Source organism: Pseudomonas sp. MDT1-85 (assembly GCF_054898065.1).
Map to the genome: position 1 here is coordinate 430,327 of NZ_CM142715.1, position 22,455 is coordinate 452,781.

The window sequence follows — 22,455 nt, forward strand, 5'->3', positions numbered from 1 at the left end:
GTGTCGAGCGTGGAATCAGAAGTCAGTGGAGTTCAACTCATTCATGATCCGCGCGCGCTGCATGACGATCCGTTACTGGACGGCCTGCTAGCCCTTTGCACTTTGCACCAGAAACCGGCCAGCGCCGCGATGCTGACCACCGGCCTGCCGTTACCCAAACAACGCCTGAGCGTCGAACTGCTGCCCCGCGCGGCCGCTCGCGCCGGGCTGCAAGGACGGGTACTGCAACGCAAGCTGGAGCAGATTCCGGCGATTGCCATGCCGGCGCTGTTGCTGCTCAAGGAAGGTCGCAGTGCGGTGTTGCTCGGCTGGCACGGTGAAGACCAGGCCCGCCTGCTGCTTAGCGAAAGCGATGGTGGTGAGGTCTGCGTCAGCCGTGAACTGCTGGCCGACGATTACAGCGGCAAAGTCTTCTTCGCCCAACCCCAACATAAATTCGACGTCAACCACGGCACGCTGATCCCGCGCGCGCGCTCGTGGTTTCGCGACACCCTCAAGCGTTCGCGCTGGCTGTACGCCGACGCCATCGCTGCCAGTTTTCTGATCAACATCATTGCCATGGCCGCGCCGCTGTTTGTGATGAATGTTTACGACCGCGTGGTGCCAAACCAGGCCGAGTCGACTCTTTGGGTCCTGGCTATCGGCATCACGGGCGCTTATCTGTTCGACCTCATCCTCAAGAGCCTGCGCAGCCTGTGCCTGGATCTGGCCGGCAAGAAAACCGACCTGATCATCTCCGCGACGCTGTTCGAGCGCATCGTCGGCATGTCCATGAAGTACCGCCCGGCGCGGGTCGGCAGCTTCGCCCAGAACATCCATGAGTTTCAGAGCCTGCGCGACTTCCTCGCGTCGCTGACTCTCACCAGCCTGATCGACCTGCCGTTTACGTTGCTGATCTTCATGGTCATCGCGATCCTGGGCGGGCATCTGGTGTGGATTCCAGTGCTGGCGTTCCCGATTGCCTTGCTGATCGGTTATGCCTTGCAGAAGCCGCTGGTGGCGACCATGGAACGAACCATGGCCCTGGGCGCCGAGCGCCAGTCGAGCCTGATCGAAACCCTCGCCGGCCTCGATGCGGTGAAGGTCAACAACGCCGAAAGCGAACGCCAGTATCAGTGGGAGCAGACCATCGGTACCCTCAGCCGCCTCGAGCTGCGGGTAAAAATGCTGTCCGGTCTGGCGATGAACATCACCTTGCTGATTCAGCAACTGGCCGGGGTGATCATGATCGTCTTCGGCGTGTACCAGATCATCGACGGCCACCTGAGCATGGGCGGCTTGATCGCGTGCTACATGCTCAGCGGTCGTGCCCTCAGCCCATTGGCTTCGTTGTCCGGCCTGCTGACCCGCTACCAGCAGGCCCGCGTGACCATGACCTCGGTCGATCAGATGATGGAGCTGCCGCAGGAGCGCAATTTCGACGAGCGTCCGCTGAGCCGTAAAGTGCTGCAAGGCGCCATTGAATGCCGTCAGCTGAGCTTCACTTACCCGGACCAGCAGAATCCCGCGCTGAAGAACATCAACCTGATCATCAAGCCCGGCGAGAAGATCGGTATCATCGGTCGCAGCGGCTCGGGCAAAAGCTCCCTGGCCAAACTGCTGGTGGGCCTCTATCAGCCGGACGACGGCGCGCTGCTGGTGGATGGTGTGGATATCCGTCAGATCGACGTCAGCGAACTGCGCCACAACATCGGCTACGTGCCCCAGGACATTCAATTGCTCGCCGGTACCTTGCGCGACAATCTGGTCTCGGGCGCGCGCTATGTTGAAGACGAATTGGTGCTGCAAGCCGCGGAACTGGCCGGCGTTCACGAATTTGCCCGCCTGCACCCGCAAGGTTATGAGCTGCAAGTCGGTGAGCGTGGGCAGAACCTGTCCGGCGGTCAGCGCCAGAACGTCGCCCTGGCCCGAGCGCTGCTGCTCAACCCGCCGATCCTGTTGCTGGACGAACCGACCAGCGCCATGGACAACACCGGCGAAGAACGCCTCAAGCAACGCCTCGCTGCGGTGGTTGAAAACAAGACCGTGGTGCTGGTGACGCACCGGGCTTCGCTGTTGTCGCTGGTGGATCGTTTGCTGGTGATCGACCGTGGACAGATACTCGCCGATGGCCCGAAAGTCGCCGTGATGGAAGCGTTGAAGAAGGGGCAGATCAGTGTTGCTTAAGTCCGGGGTCAAAGACTCCATCCGCCGTTACTTCAAAGGCTCCGCATCACTGCAAGGCCAGCCCCTTCCCGAGGTCAACAAAGCGCTGATCGAAGACGCCCCGCGCGTGGTGCGATTGACGATCTGGGCGATCATCGGCTTCTTCGTATTCCTGATGCTCTGGGCCAACTTCGCGGTGGTCGATGAAGTCACCAAGGGCGACGGCAAGGCGATTCCGTCGTCGAAGATCCAGAAAATCCAGAACCTTGAGGGTGGCATCGTCTCCGAGTTGTTCGTCACCGAAGGGCAGATCGTCGAGGCCGGCGCGCCGCTGATTCGTCTCGACGACACGCGGTTTGCCTCCAACGTCGGTGAAACCGAGGCCGATCGGCTGTCGATGCTGCTGCGTGTGGAGCGCTTGAGTGCCGAGGTCGATGACCGTGCGCTGAACTTCCCCGCCGATGTGCTCAAGGCTGTTCCCGTCCAGGCTGCCAGTGAAGAGTCGCTGTACATCAGCCGTCGTCAGCAACTGCACGATGAAATCGGTGGTTTGAAGGAGCAGTTGATCCAGCGTCAGCAAGAGCTGCGCGAGTTCACCTCCAAACAGTCTCAGTATCGCAACGCATTGTCGCTGCAACGTCAGGAAATCAACATGTCCGAGCCGTTGGTGGCTCAGGGCGCAGTGTCACCGGTGGAAGTTTTGCGACTCAAGCGTGCCGAGGTCGAAACCCGTGGCCAACTGGACGCCACTACCTTGGCGATTCCTCGCGCCGAATCGGCGATCAAGGAAGTGCAGCGCAAGATCGACGAGACTCGCGGCAAATTCCGCAGCGAAGCCCTGACTCAACTCAACGAAGCACGAACCGATCTGAACAAGGCCCAGGCCACCGGTAAGGCGCTGGAAGATCGAGTCAGCCGGACGTTGGTGACATCGCCGGTGCGCGGCATCGTCAATAAGTTGCTGGTGAACACCATCGGCGGCGTGATTCAGCCGGGCAGCGATCTGGTGGAGATCGTGCCGCTGGACGACACCTTGCTGGTGGAAGCCAAGATTCGACCGCAAGACATCGCGTTCCTGCATCCAGGGCAAGATGCCACGGTGAAGTTCACAGCTTACGACTACACCATTTACGGTGGGCTGAAGGCCAAGCTTGAGCAGATCGGTGCCGACACCATCACCGACGAAGACAAGAAGACCACGTACTACATCATCAAACTGCGCACCGAGCGCAGCCACCTCGGGACGGATGAAAAACCCTTGCTGATCATCCCGGGGATGGTGGCGTCGGTGGACATCATTACCGGCAAGAAGACTGTGCTCAGTTATTTGCTCAAGCCGATTATTCGGGCTCGGGCCGAGGCGTTGCACGAGCGGTAGTTTTGCGGCGCGGCTGATGGCCCTATCGCGAGCAGGCTCGCTCCCACATGGGATTTGTGTCGATTATAAGACCCCTGTGGGAGCGAGCCTGCTCGCGATGGCGGTTTAAAAGACACCGCACTTCAAAAGCCATATCGTTATTCACTAACGGTATTTAAATTTCAATTCTTATACCTATAAAGTCACTTCCCTGCGTACCTGCCGACCAATCGGCGCGCCGCACGACACGAACCACGGGACCTCCGTGAGTTTCTGATCGACGCGCGCCCTTGAGCGTGCCGTGCGTGGGAGTGATTTTTATGTCAGCCGTCTCTTTTTCTCCAAAGCTTGCATCAACCAGCGCCGCCGCCATCCTCGCGTCGCAAGTCTTTGAAGTCCGACCATTCAGCGGTGCCGTCGGTGCCGAAATCATCGGCCTGGACCTGTCCCGCCCGATCAATGACCAGGACTTCGCCCGCGTCCATCGCGCGCACCTGGATCATCACGTCGTGGTGTTCCGCGACCAGCGCATTACCCCCGAACAGCAGATCGCCTTCAGCCGCCGTTTCGGTGTGTTGCAGATCCACGTGCTCAAGCAGTTTCTGCTGGCCGGGCATCCGGAAATCCTCATCGTTTCCAACATCATCGAAAACGGCCAATCCATCGGCCTCGGTGACGCCGGCAAGTTCTGGCACTCGGACCTGTCCTATAAAGAACTGCCAAGCCTGGGCTCGATGCTGCACGCCCAGGAGCTGCCGTCCGAAGGCGGCGACACGCTGTTCGCCGACATGCACAAAGCCTGGGACAGCCTGCCCGAGGCGCTGCGTAAAGCCGTCGAAGGTCGCTCGGCCGCGCATTCCTACACGGCGCGCTACAGCGAGACAAAATTCGAGGGCAACTGGCGCCCGACCCTGACACCGGAGCAACTCGCTCAGGTTGCCGAAGTCGATGTTCAACCCGCTGCCGGCCATTGCGCTGTTGCCGCTGGCGCTGCTGTGGTTCGGGCTGGGGCAGAACAGCCTGATTTTTGTACTGGTGCATTCGGTGCTCTGGGCGTTGGCCTTGAACACGTATGCCGGGTTTCTTGGTGTCTCGGAAACCTTGCGCATGGCCGGGCGCAATTACGGCCTCAAGGGCATGCGTTTCGTGCTGTTCATCCTGATCCCGGCCGCGTTGCCGTCGATCCTCGCCGGACTAAAAATCGGCTGGGCCTTCGCCTGGCGAACGTTGATCGCTGCTGAGTTGGTGTTTGGCGCCACCAGCGGCAAGGGTGGCTTGGGTTGGTACATCTTCCAGAATCGTAATGAGCTGTACACCGACAAGGTATTTGCCGGGTTGGCGGTGGTGATCTTGATTGGGTTACTGGTGGAGAACCTGGTGTTTGACACGCTGGAGCGGGTGACGGTGAAGCGGTGGGGGATGCAGCGCTGAGTTTTGCGGTGACTGATCTGGCCTCTTCGCGAGCAAGCCCGCTCCCACATGGGTTCTTTGTCGGACACAAAATCTGCAACCACTGAAGATCAATGTGTGCGGGCTTACTCGCGAAAGCGATCTTCAATTCACCACAAATCTACCGGGCTAGACCTTGGCCCGAGCCTGCACCAGCGACTCCTCCCAATGATCCAGCGCTCGCTCCACCAACAACTGCACGCCATCGGCCAAACGGCTGAGCGCCAAGGCTACCGAGCGCCGCGTCCCGTCCACATCGTCCGCCAGATCGGCAGCAATGGCGCTGATGGAGAGCAGGTCTTCGGAGGCGTTGGCCAGAAGGGCTTCGGTGTCGATGTCGGGAGAGACGTTGAAGAGGTTACCTTTACGGCGTTTCGGCGGTTTTTCAAGATCGCAGCCTTCGGCAGCTCCTACGGGAGCCGGGTTGGCCGCATGTCGGGTTGAAACACCGTCTGTAGGAGCTGCCGAAGGCTGCGATCTTTTCAAGGTTTTGACGACAAATCCGCCATCCCCTTGAGCAACTCGATTGGCAGCGGGAAGACGATGGTCGAACTCTTGTCCCCGGCAATCGAACTCAGCGTCTGCATGTAACGTAATTGCATAGCCCCCGGCTGACGCCCGAGCATTTCAGCAGCCTGCATGAGTTTTTCCGAGGCCTGCAATTCGCCTTCGGCGTGGATCACCTTGGCCCGACGTTCCCGTTCGGCCTCGGCCTGTTTGGCGATGGCACGAATCATCGATTCATTGAGGTCCACGTGCTTGATCTCGACGTTGGCCACCTTGATGCCCCAGGCGTCGGTTTGCGCATCGAGCACTTGCTGGATGTCGACGTTCAGGCGTTCCCGTTCGGCCAGCAATTCATCGAGTTCATGCTTACCGAGCACCGCCCGCAATGTGGTCTGAGCCAGTTGGCTGGTGGCCATGAGAAAGTCTTCGACCTGAATGATCGCCCTCTGCGGGTCGAGCACGCGGAAATACAGCACCGCATTGACCTTGACCGAGACGTTGTCGCGGGTGATCACGTCTTGCGGCGGTACGTCGAGCACCACGGTACGCAGGTCGACGCGCACCATTTGCTGAACCACCGGAATCAGCAGGATCAGGCCAGGGCCCTTGACCTGCCAGAAGCGTCCGAGCTGGAACACCACGCCGCGTTCATATTCGCGCAGGATGCGGAAGGTCGACCCCGCCAGTGCAATCAGCAATAACAGGAGCGCGGCAAAACCCAGTTGCAGGCCCATGACTATTCTCCGCCATCATTGTTCATTGCGGGCGCCGCGTCAGCCGCGGCCACTTCCAGCAGTAGACCCTTGCGTGCCACCACCCGGACCTGTTGACCCGGTTGCAGCGGTGTTGCGCTCAATACCTGCCATTGCTCGCCTTGCAGATGGACCCAGCCGATGTACGCATCGCCAGCCTGCAACGACGTTACCGGCGTCACGCTGCCGAGTAATTCGTCATCGCCGCTGACGTTGCGACGCGGTCGGGTTTTCAAGGCGCGGATCAGCAGGAAAGCCAGTAGCAGTGCGCTGATCAGGCCCAGACCGATCATCAGAGGAACAGGGACTTCGGCATTGGTCAGAATTACCGCGCCGATCACGAACATCACCAAGCCGCCCAAGCCGACCACGCCATAATTGGGCAAGGCCGCCTCGGCGATCAGAAACGCAATGCCGAACGTGATCAGCCAGAGCCCGATGGGATCGGGAACCAGCACTACGACGGTGTCCGCTGCGAAAACCGATCCGCTCAAGGCCAGCAGCAGCGCCATTGCACAGCAACGAATGTTCACTTGACCCTCCGCAAGAGTCATTCCGTCCACGCGTCGTTCATGACTCTGTATACAAGTCTAGTTGAGCCTGCATTTGTCTGAATTTTGACCCGTTGTCGACGGCGTCCGGCGGGCGGATTTCCCGCCGGATCCCCTCGGCGGGCCTAGACTTTTAAGGGAGACAAAAAAGTTAACTATCGTCCGCGATTTCGTTGCTACGGACACCGAGGTGCATCATGCGTATGGCAAAAACCGTGCAGAACAGCCTCGAAAAGGCTCACTGCGAATATGACATCGTTTCTCACCCGCACTCGGCCAGCAGCCTTGAAACGGCTCGGCTCGCGGGCATTCCTGCCGAACGGGTCGCCAAATCGGTGATTCTCGACGACAACCACGGCCACTACTTGATGGCCGTATTGCCCGCCAGCTGTCACCTGGACCTGAGCAAAGTACGGGGCAGTAGCGAATGGCAAATCACCCGGGAAAGCAACCTGCCGCGCCTGTTCGATGATTGCGAACGTGGCGCCGTACCTGCATTGGGTGAATCCTACGGGATGGACATGGTCATCGACCCACTGCTGACCCGGCAGAAAGACATCTACCTCGAAGCCGGCAACCACAACAACCTGGTACACATGAGCGTGCCGGAATTTCTGAAAATGGTGCCGCATGCCCAGGTGTGCGAGTTGAGTCAGTCGGCATAGCGTCGACATCGCAGGCAAGCTTCGTTCTGTAGGAGCGAGGCTTGCCCGCGAACAGCCGCGCCGCAATTCCCCGCCAATACGCCATCACGAAGGAGCCCCGACATGGAATCCCCTACCCACAGCCTCCCATCCCTCTTCAAACAACTCGGCCTGCCTGATGACGCCGAAAGCATCGATAAATTCATCGCTACCCATTCACCACTCAAACCCGAGTTGCACCTGGCGGACGCGTTCTTCTGGAGCGAGAGCCAGGCAGAGCTGCTGCGTGAGGAGATTCTGGATGATGCGGATTGGGCGGAGGTGGTGGATCAGCTGGATGTGCTGTTGAGGAAGGGGCGGGGGGTGTAACAATCATCTTTCTGGTGGCCGCTGTCGGGACGTGTGCGCTAGAGCGAGTATCCAGATCCCCTCTGGCCTTGGTTCATAAACGACGCGATAGCTCTGATGTGGAATTAACTCGGGGGTACCTGCAATGATTCCGACAGGGCCGCTTTCAGCGGTATTGGGCAATGCGGGATATCGCGTCCCTGAAGCGGTTGTCCATGTCGATGGCGGCTTTCGGGTTGACGGCATGCAGGGAATCCCAAATGTCTGCACGATCCTGTGCTGCTGTTGGCGTCCAGATTATCTTCATTCTTGTATGGCTGCTCGCACTCGCCTGGCGGTGAATTCTGCTTCAACTTCTTCATTGGTCAGGCCATCCCCAGCGCGCATGGAAACTCGGGCCTTGTCGACCTTACGTTGCAGGAATGCTTCGTACTCGCGCGATTCTCGTTGGGTTTGAACGAATTGACGCATCATTTCCCTGACGATTTGAGAGGCAGGACGATGCGAAGCTTCTGCTTCGGCCATGAACTGTTCACGCAATTCGGGTTCGAGTTTCATCGTAAAAACGGCTTGTTTTGACATGTCCAAGTCCTCGGATTATGTACTGACGAAGTATATACATCTTCACTACTCTCTTTGGTTCAAACGGGGCTTGTCACGACAGACGGCGGTAAATTGTTTCAAAACTTGACCAACATTCCCCCCGAATGCCATATTGATAGTTAGCAAACTAACAGTATATGCACTCCCTCATGCCAAAGCACCTCGCCGCTCTCCAGATGAACATCAGCAGCTCCATGGTGGTGGCCGCCAGGCATTGGCGGAAGATCTGTCAGACCACGCTGGTCAACTATGGAATCTCCGAAGCCTGCGCCGTCCCGTTGTTGATGATCGGGCGTTTGGGCGAGGGTGTGCGGCAGGTGACGGTCGCGCAGGCGGCGGGGATGGAGAGTCCTTCTCTGGTGCGTTTGCTGGATCAGCTGTGCCATGCCGGTTACGTCTGCCGTACCGAAGACGCCCAAGACCGCCGCGCCAAGTGCCTGAGCCTGACCGAGACCGGTCGCGAACTGGTGCAGGCAGTCGAAATCGAGTTGGTGCGTTTGCGCCATGAAGTGCTCGAAGGGATCGCTCCGAGTGATCTGGAAGCGGCGCTGCGGGTACTGAAAGCTTTCGAAGCGGCCAATCATCCAGCGGTGGCTCAACCTTGAGCGGATTTTTCACCGGCGTGCCCCCGGCGCGGGACTGGTTCTACGGTGTGCGCACGTTCGCGGCATCGATGATCGCGCTGTACATCGCCATGCTCATGCAAATGCCTCGTCCGTATTGGGCGATGGCCACGGTGTACATCGTTTCCAGCCCGTTCGTCGGCCCCACCAGCTCCAAGGCGTTGTACCGCGCCGTTGGCACGTTGCTCGGTGCGGCGGCGGCGGTTTTTTTCGTGCCGATGTTTGTGCAGAGCCCCTATGTGCTGGTGGTGGTTATCGCGCTGTGGACCGGAATTCTGCTGTTCCTGTCCTTGCACTTGCGCACCGCCAACAGCTACGCCTTGATGCTCGCCGGTTACACCTTGCCGCTGATCGCATTGCCGGTGGTGGATAACCCGCTGGCGGTGTGGGACGTGGCCGAGGCGCGCACCGAAGAGATCTTTCTCGGCATCGCCTGCGCGGCGGTGGTCGGGGCCATGTTCTGGCCGCGGCGGCTGGCGCCGGTGTTCAACGATTCGGTGAATAAATGGTTCGCCGATGCCTCGACCTACAGCCTGTGCTTCCTCTGCCGCAACGTGCAGCCGGACGAAGTCAGCGCTCTGCGTTCATCGATGGTGGCGAACTTCAACAGCCTGGAATTGATGATCGGTCAGTTGTCCCACGAGGGCGCGCGACCGCAGACAGTGCGTAATACCAAGGACCTGCGCGGGCGAATGATCCATCTGCTGCCGGTGATCGATGCCCTCGACGACGCGCTCTATGCCCTCGAGCGACGAACGCCGGAGCTTGTGGATAAGTTCGCGCCACTGTTGACCGCGACCACCGAATGGCTCGACTACAAAGACGCTGACCTCGACCGCTGGCAGGCACTGAAAAACCAGCTCGAAGCGCTGCAACCAAGTGCCGAGGCGCTGGACGATCGCAAGCAGTTGCTGTTCTCCAACGCCCTGTATCGCCTCGGCGAATGGATCGATGTGTGGCAAGACTGCCGCAGCCTGCAACACGCCATTCAGTGCGAGAGCCAGGACAGTTGGCGCGCGGTGTATCGGCACTGGCGCCTCGGTCGGCTGTCGCCGTTTCTCGACCGTGGCTTGATGCTCTATTCGGCCGCGTCCACGGTCACCGCCATTATTGTCGCCTCGGTGCTGTGGATTCTGCTCGGCTGGACCGACGGTGGCAGCGCAGTGATCCTGGCGGCGGTAGCGTGCAGCTTTTTCGCTTCGATGGACGACCCTGCGCCGCAAATCTACCGGTTCTTTTTCTGGACCGCGATGTCGGTACTGTTCGCCAGCCTTTATCTGTTTCTGATCCTGCCGAATCTGCATGACTTCCCGATGCTAGTGCTGGCGTTTGCCATCCCGTTCATCTGCGTCGGCACCCTGACGGTGCAGCCGCGTTTCTATCTGGGCATGCTGCTGACCATCGTCAACACGTCGTCTTTCATCAGCATTCAGGGCGCCTACGACGCGGATTTCCTCAGCTTCGCCAACTCCAATCTGGCCGGTCCCATTGGCTTGCTGTTCGCGTTCATCTGGACCCTGATCGCCCGGCCATTCGGCGCGGAGCTGGCGGCCAAACGCCTGACCCGTTTCAGCTGGCGCGACATCGTCAGTCTGACCGAGTCGGCCACGCTGGCCGAACACCGGCACATGGGCGTGCAGCTCGATCGCCTTATGCAACATTTGCCGCGGCTGGCCATGACTGGCCAGGACACCGGCATCGCGCTGCGAGAAGTACGCGTGGCGCTGAACCTGCTGGACCTGCTCGCCTATTCGCCGCGAGTGTCTGGTGCGCCGCAAACGTTGCTGCGTCAGGTGGTGGCCGAAGTCGGCGAGTACTTCAAGGCGTGTCTCAAGGCTGACGAACGTCTGCCGGCACCAAGCCCGTTGCTGATGACCCTCGATCGCACCCGTCGCGCCCTCGGTGGCCAAAGTGATGACGAAACCCGTCTGCACCTGCTGCACGCCTTGAGCGGTCTGCGTCTGGCCCTGTTGCCGGGGGTCGAATTTGTCGGCGCGGGTGAGCTTGAAGAACCGCTTCCCCATGGCATCGATGGAGCGCCTTTATGATCGGTGATCTGGATATCAGTGGGGTGTTCCTGCCCACGCTGCTGGTGCTGATGGGCATTACCTACGTGTTGTACCTGTTGATGCACGGGTTGCTGACGCGCCTGCACTTTTACCGTCTGGTCTGGCACCGGGCATTGTTCAACGTGGGTCTCTACGCCTTGCTCCTCGGCGCCGTGGACTCACTCAGTCGATACCTGATGACATGAAAAAACCTTTTTTGACCCTCGGCCGCGTGGTCTTGACGCTGTTGATCGTGACCTTCGCCGTTGTCGTGGTCTGGCGCATGGTCATGTATTACATGTTCGCGCCCTGGACCCGGGACGGCCACATCCGCGCCGACATCGTGCAGATCGCCCCAGACGTGTCGGGGCTGATCCAGCAAGTGGAGGTGCGCGACAACCAATGGGTGAAACGCGGCCAGGTGCTGTTCAGCATCGATCAGGACCGTTTCAAACTGGCGCTGCGCCAGGCAAAAGCGGTCGTCGCCGACCGCCAGGAAACCCTGGCCCAGGCCCAGCGCGAGGCCAAGCGTAACCGTGGCCTCGGCAATCTGGTCCCGACCGAGCAACTGGAAGAAAGCCAGTCCCGTGTCGCCCGCGCCGAAGTGGCGTTAATGGAGGCGCAGGTGACGGTGGACAGCGCCCAGCTCAACCTCGACCGCTCGCTGATCCGCAGCCCGGTGGATGGCTACGTCAACGACCGTGCGCCGCGTTCCCAGGAGTTCGTCACCGCCGGGCGCCCGGTGTTGTCGGTGGTGGACAGCAATTCCTTCCACATCGATGGTTATTTCGAAGAAACCAAGCTGGATGGCATTCATGTCGGCCAGAGCGTCGACATTCGGGTCGTCGGCGACCGCGCTCGCTTGCGTGGGCACGTGGAAAGCATCGTCGCCGGCATCGAAGACCGCGACCGCAGCAGTGGCAGCAATCTGTTGCCCAACGTCAATCCGGCGTTCAGCTGGGTGCGGCTGGCGCAGCGGATTCCCGTGCGTATCGCTTTCGACGACGTGCCGGCGGACTTCCGCATGATTGCCGGTTGCACGGCCACGGTGTCGATCATCGACGATCAAACCCGGGAGCCGGCGCAATGAGCAGGGGCTCGGGGTTGGCGGTGGCCGGGTTAGGGCTGTTGCTGTCGGCCTGTCAGGTGGTCGGGCCGGATTATCATTTGCCAGACGAGGCCGCCGTGCACCGTGAAGACTTTCAGGGCGAGCTGGCGGTGAACGGCAAGAATGTCGTCTCGGCACCGGTGCCCAGTGATTGGTGGCGGCTGTATCAGGATCCGCGTCTGGACCAATTGGTGCAGCAGGCCATGGCCTCTAACACCGATTTGCGGGTGGCGGCGGCGAATCTTTTGCGGGCTCGCGCTCAGGTCGACGAAGCACAGGCGGCGGGCGGTTGGAGCGGCGGCGTGAAAGTCGGTGCCCAGCGTTTGCAGGAGTCCGGCGAAGCGTTCTTGCTGGCGGATAAAGTGCCGGTGGCCAATGTCGGCGATATCGGCATCACTACGTCCTATCAGTTCGACCTGTTTGGCACGTTGCAGCGCGGCATCGAAGCGGCCAAAGCCAATGCCGATGCGACCCAGGCGGCAGCGGACACCGCGCGTATCACGCTGGTGGCCGATGTGGTGCGGGCTTACACCCAAGTCTGCGCGGCCAACGAAGAGCGGGAGATCGCTCAGCATTCCCTCGACCTGCAAGCCCAGAGCACCACGCTGACCCAGCGCTTGCGCGACGCCGGGCGCGGTGATGAAACCCAGGTCACCCGTTCGCAAACCCAATTCAAATCCTTGCGCGCCGAATTGCCGCGTTATGAGGCTGCACGTCAGGCCGGACTGTTCCGCTTGTCGATGCTGCTGGCCAAACCGGTCGAGCAATTGCCGGCGGGCACCTCCGACTGCGCCGAGCTGCCGAAAATTGCGCAATTGTTGCCGGTGGGTGACGGCGCCACGCTGCTCAAGCGTCGACCCGACGTGCGGCAGGCCGAGCGCAGATTGGCCGCGGCGACGGCCGGTATCGGCATTGCAACCGGCGAGTTGTACCCGGACATCAGCATCGGCGCGACCGTTGGTACGGTCGGGATTCTGGAAAACCTCGGTAAACCGGCGACCAATCGCTGGGGCTTCGGCCCGTTGCTGAGCTGGACCGTGCCGTCCAACGGCTCCCGCGCGCGGATCCGTGAGGCCGAGGCCGCGACCCAAGGCGCGCTGGCGCATTTCGATGGCGTGGTGCTCAACGCCATCCGCGAGACTCAGACCGGCCTAGCGCAATATTCCGCGCAGCTTCAGCGCCGCGATGCGTTGGCAGATGCCGAGCAATCGGCACTACTGGCGGCAGACCAGACCCACCGCTTCTTTCAGGCCGGTCGCGCCTCATTCCTGGCGGACCTGCAAGCCACCCGCACCTACACCGACGTACGGGCGCAACTGGCCTCGGCCAACACTCAAGTCGCCATGAGCCAGATCGATTTGTTCCTTGCTTTGGGCGGCGGCTGGGAAAGCGGACGAACGCAAGGGTCACAACCCGGCAAACCCTGAGGCCGTTGCTATGCTTTGATTTGATGGGGGCGCGCGGCGAACCCGTCGATCAAGGCTTGCGTTGGTCATGGGGATCTAATAATGAAAAACCCTTACGCTCCCGGCTTCTGGTGCGCCATTGCAGCATTGGTTTTGCTGTCGGCCACCTATTTCTACGGCGTCATGCTGGCCCACCAGCTCGACACGGCGCTGATATTCCTCGACAGCGCGGTGGCGTTGATCGCCGTGATGGCGATCGTGGTGGTCGCCTGGGCTTCATTACAGGGCCAGCGCATCAAGAAACGACAACTCGAACAAGGCAAGACCCTGGTGCTGATCTGGGACACCAAGGTGGCTTTGCGTCGCGTCGAAACGGTATTCGACCGGTATTTCTGGGGCAGTTACTGGCAACCGGGGCGCACGTTCCAGGAAGTCATGGGTGAGCTCACCGGCACACCGCTGGAAAAAAGCCTCGAAACCTTGAAGAAACAATGCCTGGCGCTGGACAAGCAAGTGGCCGACGAGGGGTGGCACTGGCTCAACAATGCGCGCGAGCTGTCCGATGTCGCCAACGCCATGGCCCGCGAGCGCTATCAACTGGACTTCTGCGACCCGCGCGCGGAAGTGACCGGCGGGGCGGTGATCAATCGGGATTTTGAAGTGCTGGTGTATACGTGGACTGCGCGGCTGAAGAGCTTTGATCATCAATTGGATGAAATTGAGGTTCAGTATTCCTGAATTGAGGTTGGCAGGACTGACGCCTTCGCGGGCAAGCCTCGCTCCTACAGGATTTGTGTCGTTTCATGAATATTACGCACGACGCGAACCTGTAGACACTCTTTCACCTTTAATCATTGCGCCGCTTTGCGGCGCAAATGCTAATCTCCATCCCACTTTTAGCGAAGTCGAGCCGCAACCCGTCACGGGTTCAGGGAAGACGACCACACTTTCAACAACGGACATTGAACGGATACTTCATGAATAAATCAGCAGGCGTGCTTCTAGGAATTGTCGTGGCCATTGGTGCAATCAGTGCCGGCGGTGCGTGGTACACCGGCAGCAAACTCGATGGGGTGCTGAACACCTCGATCGCCGACGCTAACAAAGAGTTGCAAGCCGCGCTGGCAGGTTCCAACGGCACAGCGTCGCTGGAGTTGGTGTCGCTGGACCGCCATGTGTTCAGCAGCACCGCGCACTACCGCCTCAAGGGCGAAGGCGAGATGTTTGGTGAAGCGCCGGTCGAGTTGCTGTTCGTCGACCGCATCGAACACGGCCCGCTGCCGTTCTCGCGCCTGGTGTCGCTGAAGTGGTTGCCGGTCCTGGCCACCAGTCACTACGAGCTGGAAAAAACCCCGCTGACCGAGAAGTGGTTCGCTGCCGCCAAGGACAAATCCCCGGTCAAGGGCGTGGTCAACATCGGCTACGACAACTCCACCAAGGGCACCCTCGAGTTTCTGCCGCTGGAAACAGCACTGGATGACAAGTCCAATCTGACCTTCTCCGGTATGAAACTCGACGTAGCCGCCAGCGCCCAGGCGCAAAAGGTCAAGGCAGACGGTTACATGGACAGCCTGAAGCTGACCACCGTGGCCGAAGATCAGACCCCGGTGCAGGTCGAGCTCAACGGCTTGACCGTGGCCAGTAACCTGAACAAAAGCACGTACGGTTATTACACCGGCGAAAACACCATCGAGCTGACCAACAGCAAGACCACCTTCGGGGCCAAGCAGTCGGTACTGGGCGTCAAGAACTTTGAAATGAAGAACAAGACCGAGGAATCGGGCACCAACGCTTCGGGGCGTGCCGATTACAAGGTGGGTGAAGTGTCCTTGAACGGCAAGGTTATCGGCTCTGCGCAGATGGCCATGAGCCTGAAAAACCTCGACATCCCGTCAACGATGTCGCTGATGCAGATCTACCAGACCAAACTGCAACCGTACGAGAAGGCCGCCACTGAAGCCGCTGCCGCCGGTCAACCGGCGCCGGAACTGAACCTGACCCCGGCCGAAGAGGCACAGGTCAAGGCCGGTCTGGAAAAACTGCTGGCCGCCGGCCCGCAGGTGGCCCTGGAAAACCTGTCGTTCAACACCAGCAACGGCGAAAGTCGCGCCAATATGGTGCTGGACCTGACCAAACCACAGTCCATGGATCTGCCGCCAGACCAGTTGGTCAAGCAGTTGATCGCGCTGCTGGACTTCAACCTATTGGTGTCCAAGCCAATGCTGGTTGACGTGCTCACCGTGCAATCGCAAATCGACGGCCAGACCGACGCCAAGCTCATTGCCGATCAGGCGAGCGCAACCGCCGACATGTTCGGCAGCATGGCGGTCGGCACACAATTGGCGAAACTGGACGGTAACAACGTCGTCACCAAGCTGCACTACGCCAACAATCAGGTGGACTTCAACGGCCAGAAAATGACCCTTGAAGAATTTGTCGGCTTCGTGATGAGCAAACTCGGCGGCGCGGGCAACGTCACCATCCAGTAAAGCCGCAGGCTTCAGCGCAACGCCCGGCCTCTGCAACACGCAGACGCCGGGCGTTTTGCTGTCTGGGGGTTGGAAACGGGGGAGGGGAAGGAGGCCCTGATGTCTTATGCCAATCAGTTAAGCCGTAATGCGATCCGTAGCAGCTGCCGAGCCTGCGAGGCTGCGTTCGGCTGCGAAGCAGTCGCAAAATCAGCAATTACGGTGCGTCAGGCAGACCACTTTTGCTGGACTCACGACTGCTACGCAACCGAACGCAGCCTCGCAGGCTCGGCAGCTGCTATGTATGGACTCGCCCCCACTGTCTACCCGCTTTTGAAAAAACCGTCGCCCTGTTGCATCTATGTATTAGGCCTATTCGTGGAAGCCGTCTTCGGCTTCTGGCCAAAATTGGAAAAGCTCGTGGTATGCCGATTACAGTCAGGCCTCGAAGGCCAGTAGCAGCTTAGGCATCAATCCACGCCGGTCTTACCTGGGGTCAATTTTTCTTCAGCAAAGGGTCGGACAGTCAGTACCTCGGTGGCAGAACTCTGTCGCTCAGTGGCTCATCGTCGCTTGCTGGCCATCACCAGCGTGGCGACGATAAGTCTGGTCATTCTGTAGAAGCACCCAGACGATTCGCAGGTTGCGGTTGGCTAGCCTGATCGCAGCCTCCTTACGACCCAGCCGGCTCATCCAGCGCAACAAGCGGCGGTCATCGGGTTGCTGGGAATCAGGTCGTAGTTGTTGCAGCACCGCATGGGCTCCCTGGATCATCAGGCTGCGTAAATAAACATCACCTCGCTTGGTCATGTCCCCCAGCCGGACCGTCTGCCCGCTGCTGTGCTGGTCAGGCACCATGCCAAAGTACGCGGCAAACTTGCGGGCATTGGGAAATCGCTCAGGTTTGGTTTCCTTGGCCACCAGTGCCGTGGCAGTGACTGGGCCGATGCCGCGCACAGTCATCAGTCGCTTCGCCGTCATGTCGGCATTGGCGGCCACTTCCAGGCGTCCCGTCAGCACGCTGATGCGCTCGCCCAAATGGCGCCACTCGGCCAACAGTTCGTCGATCAGTTCACGCAGCAGGCCTGGCACCGGCTGGGTAGCATCTTCCAGTACCCGCGGAATTTTCTGGCTGATCGCAACATCGCCCTGCGCCAAGGCCACGCCGTGCTCGAGCAGCAGGCCGCGCATCTGATTACTTACCGCCGTGCGTCGACGCACGTAGCCCTGACGGGCGCGATGCAACGCCTGCATTGCCAGCGCCGCAACGCTTTTGACCGGTACTGCGCAGATTTTTTCATCGCGACCAGCCCGCAGAATCGCCAGCGCATCGTTGCGATCATTTTTAGGCCCGCTGCGGTGTGTGGCCACCAAACCGGCTGGAAGAATCCGCGCCAGATTGCCTTGGTCTTGCAGCTGCCGGGCCCAGGCTTGAGCGCCCGGACCGGTTTCCATCAAAACCACGACATGAGGCGGCAGCTGTTGAAGAAATTCATAAAACGCCTCGCGCGACTTGATCCGCTGCTCATAGCGCACCTGGCCGAGGACATCTTCACCGGCAACCTGAAAGACCTGCTTGGCCAGATCGACCGCCAAGGTTGTGCAGGCCGACAAATCGGAAGAAGACAGGGATTGATCAATCGAACTATGATTTTTCATGGACTCGCCCTCGCTGTCGTTGGCTGTTTAGACTGCCACCGTGGCGCATTGACGCCTCGGCTTGGGCGAGTCCATCCAATTACAGAAGTGCAGCGCGGCCGAAATGCTTGGCTGACTGGCACCAGAGAAGGCGTGAACGTCACGAATCTGAACAATTATTGTGCTCTGAATAGTTGACTTCGCTTGCATGCAAAACTGCGTCGATAAAGCCTGGCTGGGTCTTTCGATCCGGCTTTCCGCTACGAATGGGCAAGGGGACATTGCGATCCGGCTGGCCATGTAAGGATGCTGACGAATGCCGTGTATTGCTGGTCCCTTTATTCATCGTGGTTTGCGCCCCTTGTTTCGCGTTGCGCTGTGCGGCCAATTGTTGTGGCCGGCGCTGGCGTTCGCCGATACGCCTTATGACCAAATGGTTCGCGATGCACGGGCCGGCAACTACACGCCTGCGCTGACGGTGTTGCGCCAGGTGCCGGTAAACCAGGCCACCACGGGCCAGATCAGCGATCATTTGCAGATCGCCAGCTGGGCGGGGCTGGATGCTGAAGTGGTCCAGGTTTATGAAACCCAAGGGCATAAGCGGGCCCTGCCGGTTCAGGCCCTGACCGCCACCGCGCGTGCCTATCGCAACCTCAAGCGCTGGGACTCGGCGACCCGGGTGTACAACAAGGCCCTGGCCCTTGAGCCGCAAAATGCCGACCTGCAGCTGGGGTTGGCGATGACTCAGGCTGACGCCGGTAAACCTGACGAGGCGGTTACCCGCGCCAGAGCGCTGGTGGCGGCGAAACCGGATGATCCGTCCCGCCGCTTGGCCCTGGCCTATGCCTTGACCCGCGCCGGAGCCACCTACGGCGCATTGTTTGAATACGATCAGGCCTTCATCCGCGCCGGCAGCAAGCCCGACGTCGCTCGGGAATACGTGATTGCCCTGCAACGCGCCCGCCTGCCGGAACCGGCCTTGCGCCTGGCGGATCAGCGGCCGGGGTTACTGGATCCGGTTACGCTGCGACGCCTCGAAGGTGACTTGGCCGCAGAACGCGTGCGCCTGGCCGAGCTGGCCGCTCGTAGCGAAAAAGAACGGTATGTGATCGCCGATCGGGCTCTGGCCGATTACGGCCAGTTATTGGCGACCTGGACGCCGGATCCTCAGGCCCACGATGACGTCATCCGCTGGCGAATCGACCGCATGGGCGCCCTCAAGGCCCGTGCGCGCACCGCCGATGTGATCGCCGAATACCAGAAGCTGCTCGCCGAAGGCGTGAAGATTCCGACCTATGCCCTGCGTTGGGTGGCGTCGTCCTATCTGGACCAGCGTCAGCCAGAAATCGCCACCGATTTGTATCGTCAGGTGCTGGTCGCGCCGGATGCCGATGTCGGCGACCGCCTGGAAGACAGCGCCGCGCTCTATTACGCCTTGCTCGAAAGCGATAAGGCCGATGAAGCGCGTCAGGTCGCTGAAGACCTGGCCAAGACTCAGAAGCCACGGGTCGAGCTCAAGGGCTTGCCGGTGGGCAATCCCAATGATGAATGGATGGATGCGCAGCTACTCGCTGCCCAAGCCGGCACCTACGGCGCTGATCTGCCGTCGGGCGAGCAGCGTTTGCAGACGCTGGTGGCGCAGGCCCCGGGCAACCTCGGCCTGCGTCTGGCCCAGGCCGATCTGTACCTGGCTCGGGACTGTCCACGGCGCGCCGAAAACCAGCTCAAGGAAACCGAGAGCATGGCCCCGCGGGACATCGGGCTGGAAATCGCTCAGGGCCATACCGCCATGGACCTGCAGGAATGGCGGCAGATGGATGCACTGACCGACGATGTGGTCGCGCGTTTCCCCGACAACCGTCAGGTCCAGCGTTTGCAGCGTCAACGTGCGGTCCATGACATGGCCGAGCTACGAGTGGAGGCCTACGGCGGCAAGAGTTATGGCGGGGGCAACGGCGACGCCGGGGCGGTCAACGGCAGTCGCGATTTCGGCATCGAAACCACGCTGTACAGCCCGCCCATCGATGAAGACTGGCGCGTGTTCGCCGGTGCCGGTTACGCCACCGGCGACTTCCAGGAAGGCACCGGCCACCATCGCTTTCAGCGCGTCGGGCTTGAACGTCGGACCCGCGACATGACCCTGGAAGCGGAAGTCTCCAACCATTCCTATAGCTTCGGTGACAAGCAGGGCGCGCGCCTGGCGATTGCCCGAGACATCGACGATCACTGGCAGTACGGCGGCAGCCTCGAATACTTGTCGGCACAAACGCCGTTGCGGGCCCTGAACAGCGACATCACCGCCAACGGCGGCAGCGGTTTCATCCGTTGGCGCGCCAATGAAAGCCGCGAGTGGAAACTGGCGGTCAGCCCCTCGCACTTCAGCGACGGCAACAACCGTGTCGAAGCCTTGCTCACCGGTCGCGAGGGTGTTTACCGCGCGCCGGGGTTGCAGGTCGACCTCGGCCTGGAGGTCGGCACCAGCCATAACTCCAAGTCCGACGACGTGCCGTACTTCAACCCCAAATCCGACTTCAGCGTGCTGCCGACGGTGAACGTCAATCACCTGCTTTATCGCCGCTACGAAACTTCCTGGAGCCAGCAGTTCCAGGCCGGTGCGGGCACCTATAGCCAGCGTGATCACGGGACCGGCGGCGTCGGCCTGCTGGGTTACGGCCAGCGCTACAGCTGGAACGACGTATTCGAGGTGGGCGGCCTGCTGAGCGTGATCAACCGGCCTTATGACGGCGACCGCGAAACCGATCTGCGCCTGCTCGTCGACCTTACTTACCGCTTCTAGAAGAGTTTGAAGATGCCTTTTATTTCGCGTTTCATCCTTCTGCTGGGAGCGCTGTTGATCAGCGCCTGCGCCCAGCAAACCCCGGCCTTCGCACCGCCGTCCGAACGCCCGGTGCCGGCCAATGAAAAGCCGTGGCCGAAAAACCATGTGTTGGGGATCTCGTACCACGATGTCGAAGACCGCGACCCCGATCAGGCGGTGGTGGCCGTGCGCACCGAGCGCCTGCTCGAGCAACTGGCGTGGCTGCGGGAGAACAACTACAAACCGGTCACCGTCGACCAGATCATGGCGGCGCGCAACGGTGGCCCCGAGCTACCGCCACGGTCGATCCTGCTGAGTTTCGACGACGGTTATTCGAGCTTCTACACCCGCGTGTTGCCGGTGCTGCGCGCCTACAACTGGCATGCCTTGCTGGCGCCGGTCGGGGTATGGATCGATACGCCGCTGAACCAGCCAGTGGATTTCGCCGGGACACCGCGCAAGCGTTCGGATTTCCTGACCTGGGAACAGATCCGCGAGATTTCCCGATCCGGCCTGGTGGAGATCGCCGCCCACACCGACGCCAGCCACAAAGGCGTGTTGGCCAATCCGCAAGGCAACCTGCAACCGGCGGCCGCCACTCGGCGTTATGACGCTGCTATCGGCCGCTATGAAACCGAAGCCCAATTCCAGGCCCGGATGCGCGCCGACGTGACGGCCATCTCGGAGAAAATCCGCAAGGTCACCGGTTACAAACCGCGTGTCTGGGTCTGGCCCTACGGCGCGGCGGACGGCACCTCGCTGCAAGTGATCAACGACCAGGGTTATCAGATGGCCCTGACCCTGGACGAAGGCCTCGATGCCCTCGACAATCTGATGAGCAGCCCGCGCTTTTTGGTGGCTTCGGACCCGAATGGCGAACGCTTCGCCAACAGTATCGTCTCGGTGCAGTCCAAAGCGCCGATGCGCGTGGTGCACGTGGACCTGGACAACGTCTACGACCCTGACCCGGCCCAACAGGAAATCAATCTCGGCAAACTGATCCAGCGCATGGCCGACATGGGCGCCAATACGGTGTTCCTGCAAGCCTTCGCCGACCCAGCGGGCGATGGCCTGGTGCACTCGTTGTACTTCCCCAACCGTCACCTGCCGGTGCGCGCCGACCTCTTCGACCGCGTGGCCTGGCAGTTGCGTACTCGGGCTAACGTCAAGGTCTTCGCGTGGATGCCGGTGCTGAGTTTTGCCCTGGACCCGACGTTGCCACGGGTCACTCGCTGGGACCCGAAAACCGCTACCACGTCGATCGATCCGGACCAGTACAAACGCTTGTCGCCATTCGATCCGAACGTGCGACGCATCATTGGTGACATCTACGAAGACGTGGCACGCCTGACCTCGGTCGACGGCATTCTCTATCACGATGACGCGGTGCTGTCGGACTTCGAAGACGCCGGGCCTGAAGCCCTGAAGGTCTATGCCGCCAACGGTCTGCCCAGTTCGATTGCCGCCCTGCGCGACGATCCGGCCACGTTGCAACGCTGGACTCGGTTCAAGAGCCGCTACCTGATCGATTTCACTCACGAGCTGACCGCCAAGGTCCGTGCCATTCGCGGCCCGCAAGTGCAAACGGCGCGCAATATTTTCGCCGAGCCAATGCTCAACCCCGAGAGCGAAGCCTGGTTCGCGCAGAACCTCGACGACTTCCTGGGCGCCTATGACTGGACGGCGCCAATGGCCATGCCACTCATGGAAAAACAGAGCCGCAAGCAATCCGGCCCTTGGCTCGAAACGCTGGTGGCGACGGTGAAATCGCGCCCCGGCGCACTCGATCGCACGGTGTTCGAATTGCAGGCCCGCGACTGGACGAAAAACACCGACGCCGACATCGACGGCGAGCAGTTGGCCGACTGGATGGGCCGCCTCAAGCGTCAGGGCGCCACCAGTTTCGGCTACTACCCGGACAACTTCCTCGAGAACCAGCCGGATCTGAAAACCGTGCGGCCCGCGCTCTCCAACAAGTGGAATCCATAAC

20 protein-coding genes and 2 pseudogenes are annotated in these 22,455 nt (G+C 60.6%); 16 read left to right on the top strand and 6 right to left on the bottom strand.

Translation table 11 applies throughout. The features are described 5' to 3' along the window. The first annotated feature begins 9 nt into the window (after nucleotides 1-9). From ACYZT2_RS01965 to ACYZT2_RS01980, 4 genes and pseudogenes are all read left to right on the top strand, one after another. Nucleotides 10-2,166 (top strand): type I secretion system permease/ATPase, encoded by a 2,157-nt coding sequence (locus tag ACYZT2_RS01965; protein WP_461969680.1) that lies wholly within the window; start codon nucleotides 10-12, stop codon nucleotides 2,164-2,166. Beyond that, on the top strand, nucleotides 2,156-3,523 hold the full coding sequence (locus ACYZT2_RS01970) for an HlyD family type I secretion periplasmic adaptor subunit (RefSeq protein WP_461969682.1): 1,368 nt from the start codon (nucleotides 2,156-2,158) through the stop codon (nucleotides 3,521-3,523). The genes ACYZT2_RS01965 and ACYZT2_RS01970 overlap by 11 nt, the downstream gene beginning before the upstream one ends. Nucleotides 3,524-3,822: 299 nt before the next feature. Next, nucleotides 3,823-4,446, top strand: a pseudogene (locus ACYZT2_RS01975) (TauD/TfdA dioxygenase family protein); the annotation flags it as partial. 1 nt (nucleotide 4,447) lies between these two features. Further along, a pseudogene (locus ACYZT2_RS01980) lies at nucleotides 4,448-4,933 on the top strand (ABC transporter permease); the annotation flags it as partial. A gap of 147 nt (nucleotides 4,934-5,080) precedes the next feature. On the opposite strand, the gene ACYZT2_RS01985 reads toward ACYZT2_RS01980, so the two are convergent. The 3 genes from ACYZT2_RS01985 to ACYZT2_RS01995 are packed head-to-tail and all read right to left on the bottom strand — an operon-like array spanning nucleotide 5,081 to nucleotide 6,743. Next, a complete protein-coding gene (locus tag ACYZT2_RS01985; protein WP_461969684.1) occupies nucleotides 5,081-5,437 on the bottom strand; it encodes a DUF6124 family protein in 357 nt (118 codons plus the stop codon). After that, nucleotides 5,434-6,192, bottom strand: a complete 759-nt coding sequence (locus ACYZT2_RS01990; RefSeq protein ID WP_008009522.1) for a slipin family protein — start codon at nucleotides 6,190-6,192, stop codon at nucleotides 5,434-5,436. Before ACYZT2_RS01990 ends, ACYZT2_RS01985 begins: the two co-directional genes overlap by 4 nt. Nucleotides 6,193-6,194: 2 nt before the next feature. Continuing rightward, entirely contained in the window at nucleotides 6,195-6,743 is a 549-nt protein-coding gene (locus ACYZT2_RS01995) for an NfeD family protein (RefSeq protein ID WP_461969686.1), read from the bottom strand. A 215-nt stretch (nucleotides 6,744-6,958) separates the two neighbouring features. Here ACYZT2_RS01995 and ACYZT2_RS02000 point away from each other — a divergent pair, with 215 nt between their 5' ends. Next, complete coding sequence (locus ACYZT2_RS02000; RefSeq protein ID WP_461969688.1) at nucleotides 6,959-7,426, top strand: aminoacyl-tRNA deacylase; 468 nt, start codon at nucleotides 6,959-6,961, stop codon at nucleotides 7,424-7,426. A 102-nt stretch (nucleotides 7,427-7,528) separates the two neighbouring features. Further along, entirely contained in the window at nucleotides 7,529-7,774 is a 246-nt protein-coding gene (locus tag ACYZT2_RS02005; protein WP_008068578.1) for a DUF2789 domain-containing protein, read from the top strand. 145 nt (nucleotides 7,775-7,919) lie between these two features. Here the strand turns inward: ACYZT2_RS02005 and ACYZT2_RS02010 are convergent, their stop codons facing one another. Next, complete coding sequence (locus ACYZT2_RS02010) at nucleotides 7,920-8,060, bottom strand: type II toxin-antitoxin system RelE/ParE family toxin (RefSeq protein ID WP_461969691.1); 141 nt, start codon at nucleotides 8,058-8,060, stop codon at nucleotides 7,920-7,922. Next, nucleotides 8,057-8,335 carry a hypothetical protein gene (locus ACYZT2_RS02015; protein ID WP_008068580.1) on the bottom strand — a complete coding sequence of 93 codons (279 nt, stop codon included), beginning with the start codon at nucleotides 8,333-8,335 and terminating at the stop codon, nucleotides 8,057-8,059. The genes ACYZT2_RS02010 and ACYZT2_RS02015 overlap by 4 nt, the downstream gene beginning before the upstream one ends. Before the next feature lie 197 nt (nucleotides 8,336-8,532). On the opposite strand from ACYZT2_RS02015, the gene ACYZT2_RS02020 reads away from it, so the two are divergent. The 8 genes from ACYZT2_RS02020 (at nucleotide 8,533) to ACYZT2_RS02055 (ending at nucleotide 16,468) form a co-directional block, all read left to right on the top strand. Next, nucleotides 8,533-8,961, top strand: a complete 429-nt coding sequence (locus ACYZT2_RS02020; RefSeq protein ID WP_461972968.1) for a MarR family winged helix-turn-helix transcriptional regulator — start codon at nucleotides 8,533-8,535, stop codon at nucleotides 8,959-8,961. Beyond that, on the top strand, nucleotides 8,958-11,027 hold the full coding sequence (locus tag ACYZT2_RS02025) for an FUSC family protein (protein WP_461969694.1): 2,070 nt from the start codon (nucleotides 8,958-8,960) through the stop codon (nucleotides 11,025-11,027). Before ACYZT2_RS02020 ends, ACYZT2_RS02025 begins: the two co-directional genes overlap by 4 nt. Continuing rightward, nucleotides 11,024-11,233 carry a DUF1656 domain-containing protein gene (locus ACYZT2_RS02030; RefSeq protein WP_461969696.1) on the top strand — a complete coding sequence of 70 codons (210 nt, stop codon included), beginning with the start codon at nucleotides 11,024-11,026 and terminating at the stop codon, nucleotides 11,231-11,233. The genes ACYZT2_RS02025 and ACYZT2_RS02030 overlap by 4 nt, the downstream gene beginning before the upstream one ends. After that, nucleotides 11,230-12,117, top strand: coding sequence for an efflux RND transporter periplasmic adaptor subunit (locus ACYZT2_RS02035; RefSeq protein WP_461969698.1), 888 nt, complete (start codon nucleotides 11,230-11,232; stop codon nucleotides 12,115-12,117). The genes ACYZT2_RS02030 and ACYZT2_RS02035 overlap by 4 nt, the downstream gene beginning before the upstream one ends. Continuing rightward, nucleotides 12,114-13,562 (top strand): efflux transporter outer membrane subunit, encoded by a 1,449-nt coding sequence (locus tag ACYZT2_RS02040; RefSeq protein WP_461969700.1) that lies wholly within the window; start codon nucleotides 12,114-12,116, stop codon nucleotides 13,560-13,562. Before ACYZT2_RS02035 ends, ACYZT2_RS02040 begins: the two co-directional genes overlap by 4 nt. Before the next feature lie 81 nt (nucleotides 13,563-13,643). Further along, nucleotides 13,644-14,279, top strand: a complete 636-nt coding sequence (locus ACYZT2_RS02045) for an NADH:ubiquinone oxidoreductase subunit N (RefSeq protein ID WP_123357223.1) — start codon at nucleotides 13,644-13,646, stop codon at nucleotides 14,277-14,279. A gap of 239 nt (nucleotides 14,280-14,518) precedes the next feature. Next, nucleotides 14,519-16,030 (top strand): YdgA family protein, encoded by a 1,512-nt coding sequence (locus ACYZT2_RS02050; RefSeq protein ID WP_461969703.1) that lies wholly within the window; start codon nucleotides 14,519-14,521, stop codon nucleotides 16,028-16,030. Nucleotides 16,031-16,129: 99 nt separating this feature from the next. Continuing rightward, nucleotides 16,130-16,468, top strand: coding sequence for a hypothetical protein (locus ACYZT2_RS02055; protein WP_461969705.1), 339 nt, complete (start codon nucleotides 16,130-16,132; stop codon nucleotides 16,466-16,468). A gap of 96 nt (nucleotides 16,469-16,564) precedes the next feature. On the opposite strand, the gene ACYZT2_RS02060 is transcribed toward ACYZT2_RS02055, so the two are convergent. Beyond that, a complete protein-coding gene (locus tag ACYZT2_RS02060) occupies nucleotides 16,565-17,623 on the bottom strand; it encodes an IS110 family RNA-guided transposase (protein ID WP_461972970.1) in 1,059 nt (352 codons plus the stop codon). Nucleotides 17,624-17,963: 340 nt separating this feature from the next. Between ACYZT2_RS02060 and pgaA the strand changes: the two genes are divergently transcribed. After that, entirely contained in the window at nucleotides 17,964-20,444 is a 2,481-nt protein-coding gene (gene pgaA, locus ACYZT2_RS02065) for a poly-beta-1,6 N-acetyl-D-glucosamine export porin PgaA (protein WP_461969707.1), read from the top strand. Between the two features lie 12 nt (nucleotides 20,445-20,456). Continuing rightward, complete coding sequence (gene pgaB, locus ACYZT2_RS02070) at nucleotides 20,457-22,454, top strand: poly-beta-1,6-N-acetyl-D-glucosamine N-deacetylase PgaB (protein WP_461969709.1); 1,998 nt, start codon at nucleotides 20,457-20,459, stop codon at nucleotides 22,452-22,454. The last annotated feature ends 1 nt before the right edge of the window (nucleotide 22,455 follow it).

What these genes read in the sequence shown, in the direction of transcription:
- ACYZT2_RS02005 (WP_008068578.1), top strand. Translation starts at nt 7,529, where the DNA reads ATGGAATCCCCTACCCACAGCCTCCCATCCCTCTTCAAACAACTCGGC.
- ACYZT2_RS02030 (WP_461969696.1), top strand. Translation starts at nt 11,024, where the DNA reads ATGATCGGTGATCTGGATATCAGTGGGGTGTTCCTGCCCACGCTGCTG.
- ACYZT2_RS02015 (WP_008068580.1), bottom strand. Translation starts at nt 8,335, where the DNA reads ATGTCAAAACAAGCCGTTTTTACGATGAAACTCGAACCCGAATTGCGT.
- pgaB (WP_461969709.1), top strand. Translation starts at nt 20,457, where the DNA reads ATGCCTTTTATTTCGCGTTTCATCCTTCTGCTGGGAGCGCTGTTGATC.
- ACYZT2_RS02000 (WP_461969688.1), top strand. Translation starts at nt 6,959, where the DNA reads ATGCGTATGGCAAAAACCGTGCAGAACAGCCTCGAAAAGGCTCACTGC.
- ACYZT2_RS02055 (WP_461969705.1), top strand. Translation starts at nt 16,130, where the DNA reads ATGTCTTATGCCAATCAGTTAAGCCGTAATGCGATCCGTAGCAGCTGC.
- ACYZT2_RS02050 (WP_461969703.1), top strand. Translation starts at nt 14,519, where the DNA reads ATGAATAAATCAGCAGGCGTGCTTCTAGGAATTGTCGTGGCCATTGGT.
- pgaA (WP_461969707.1), top strand. Translation starts at nt 17,964, where the DNA reads ATGCCGTGTATTGCTGGTCCCTTTATTCATCGTGGTTTGCGCCCCTTG.
- ACYZT2_RS02040 (WP_461969700.1), top strand. Translation starts at nt 12,114, where the DNA reads ATGAGCAGGGGCTCGGGGTTGGCGGTGGCCGGGTTAGGGCTGTTGCTG.
- ACYZT2_RS02010 (WP_461969691.1), bottom strand. Translation starts at nt 8,060, where the DNA reads ATGAAGATAATCTGGACGCCAACAGCAGCACAGGATCGTGCAGACATT.
- ACYZT2_RS02045 (WP_123357223.1), top strand. Translation starts at nt 13,644, where the DNA reads ATGAAAAACCCTTACGCTCCCGGCTTCTGGTGCGCCATTGCAGCATTG.
- ACYZT2_RS02035 (WP_461969698.1), top strand. Translation starts at nt 11,230, where the DNA reads ATGAAAAAACCTTTTTTGACCCTCGGCCGCGTGGTCTTGACGCTGTTG.
- ACYZT2_RS02020 (WP_461972968.1), top strand. Translation starts at nt 8,533, where the DNA reads ATGAACATCAGCAGCTCCATGGTGGTGGCCGCCAGGCATTGGCGGAAG.
- ACYZT2_RS01990 (WP_008009522.1), bottom strand. Translation starts at nt 6,192, where the DNA reads ATGGGCCTGCAACTGGGTTTTGCCGCGCTCCTGTTATTGCTGATTGCA.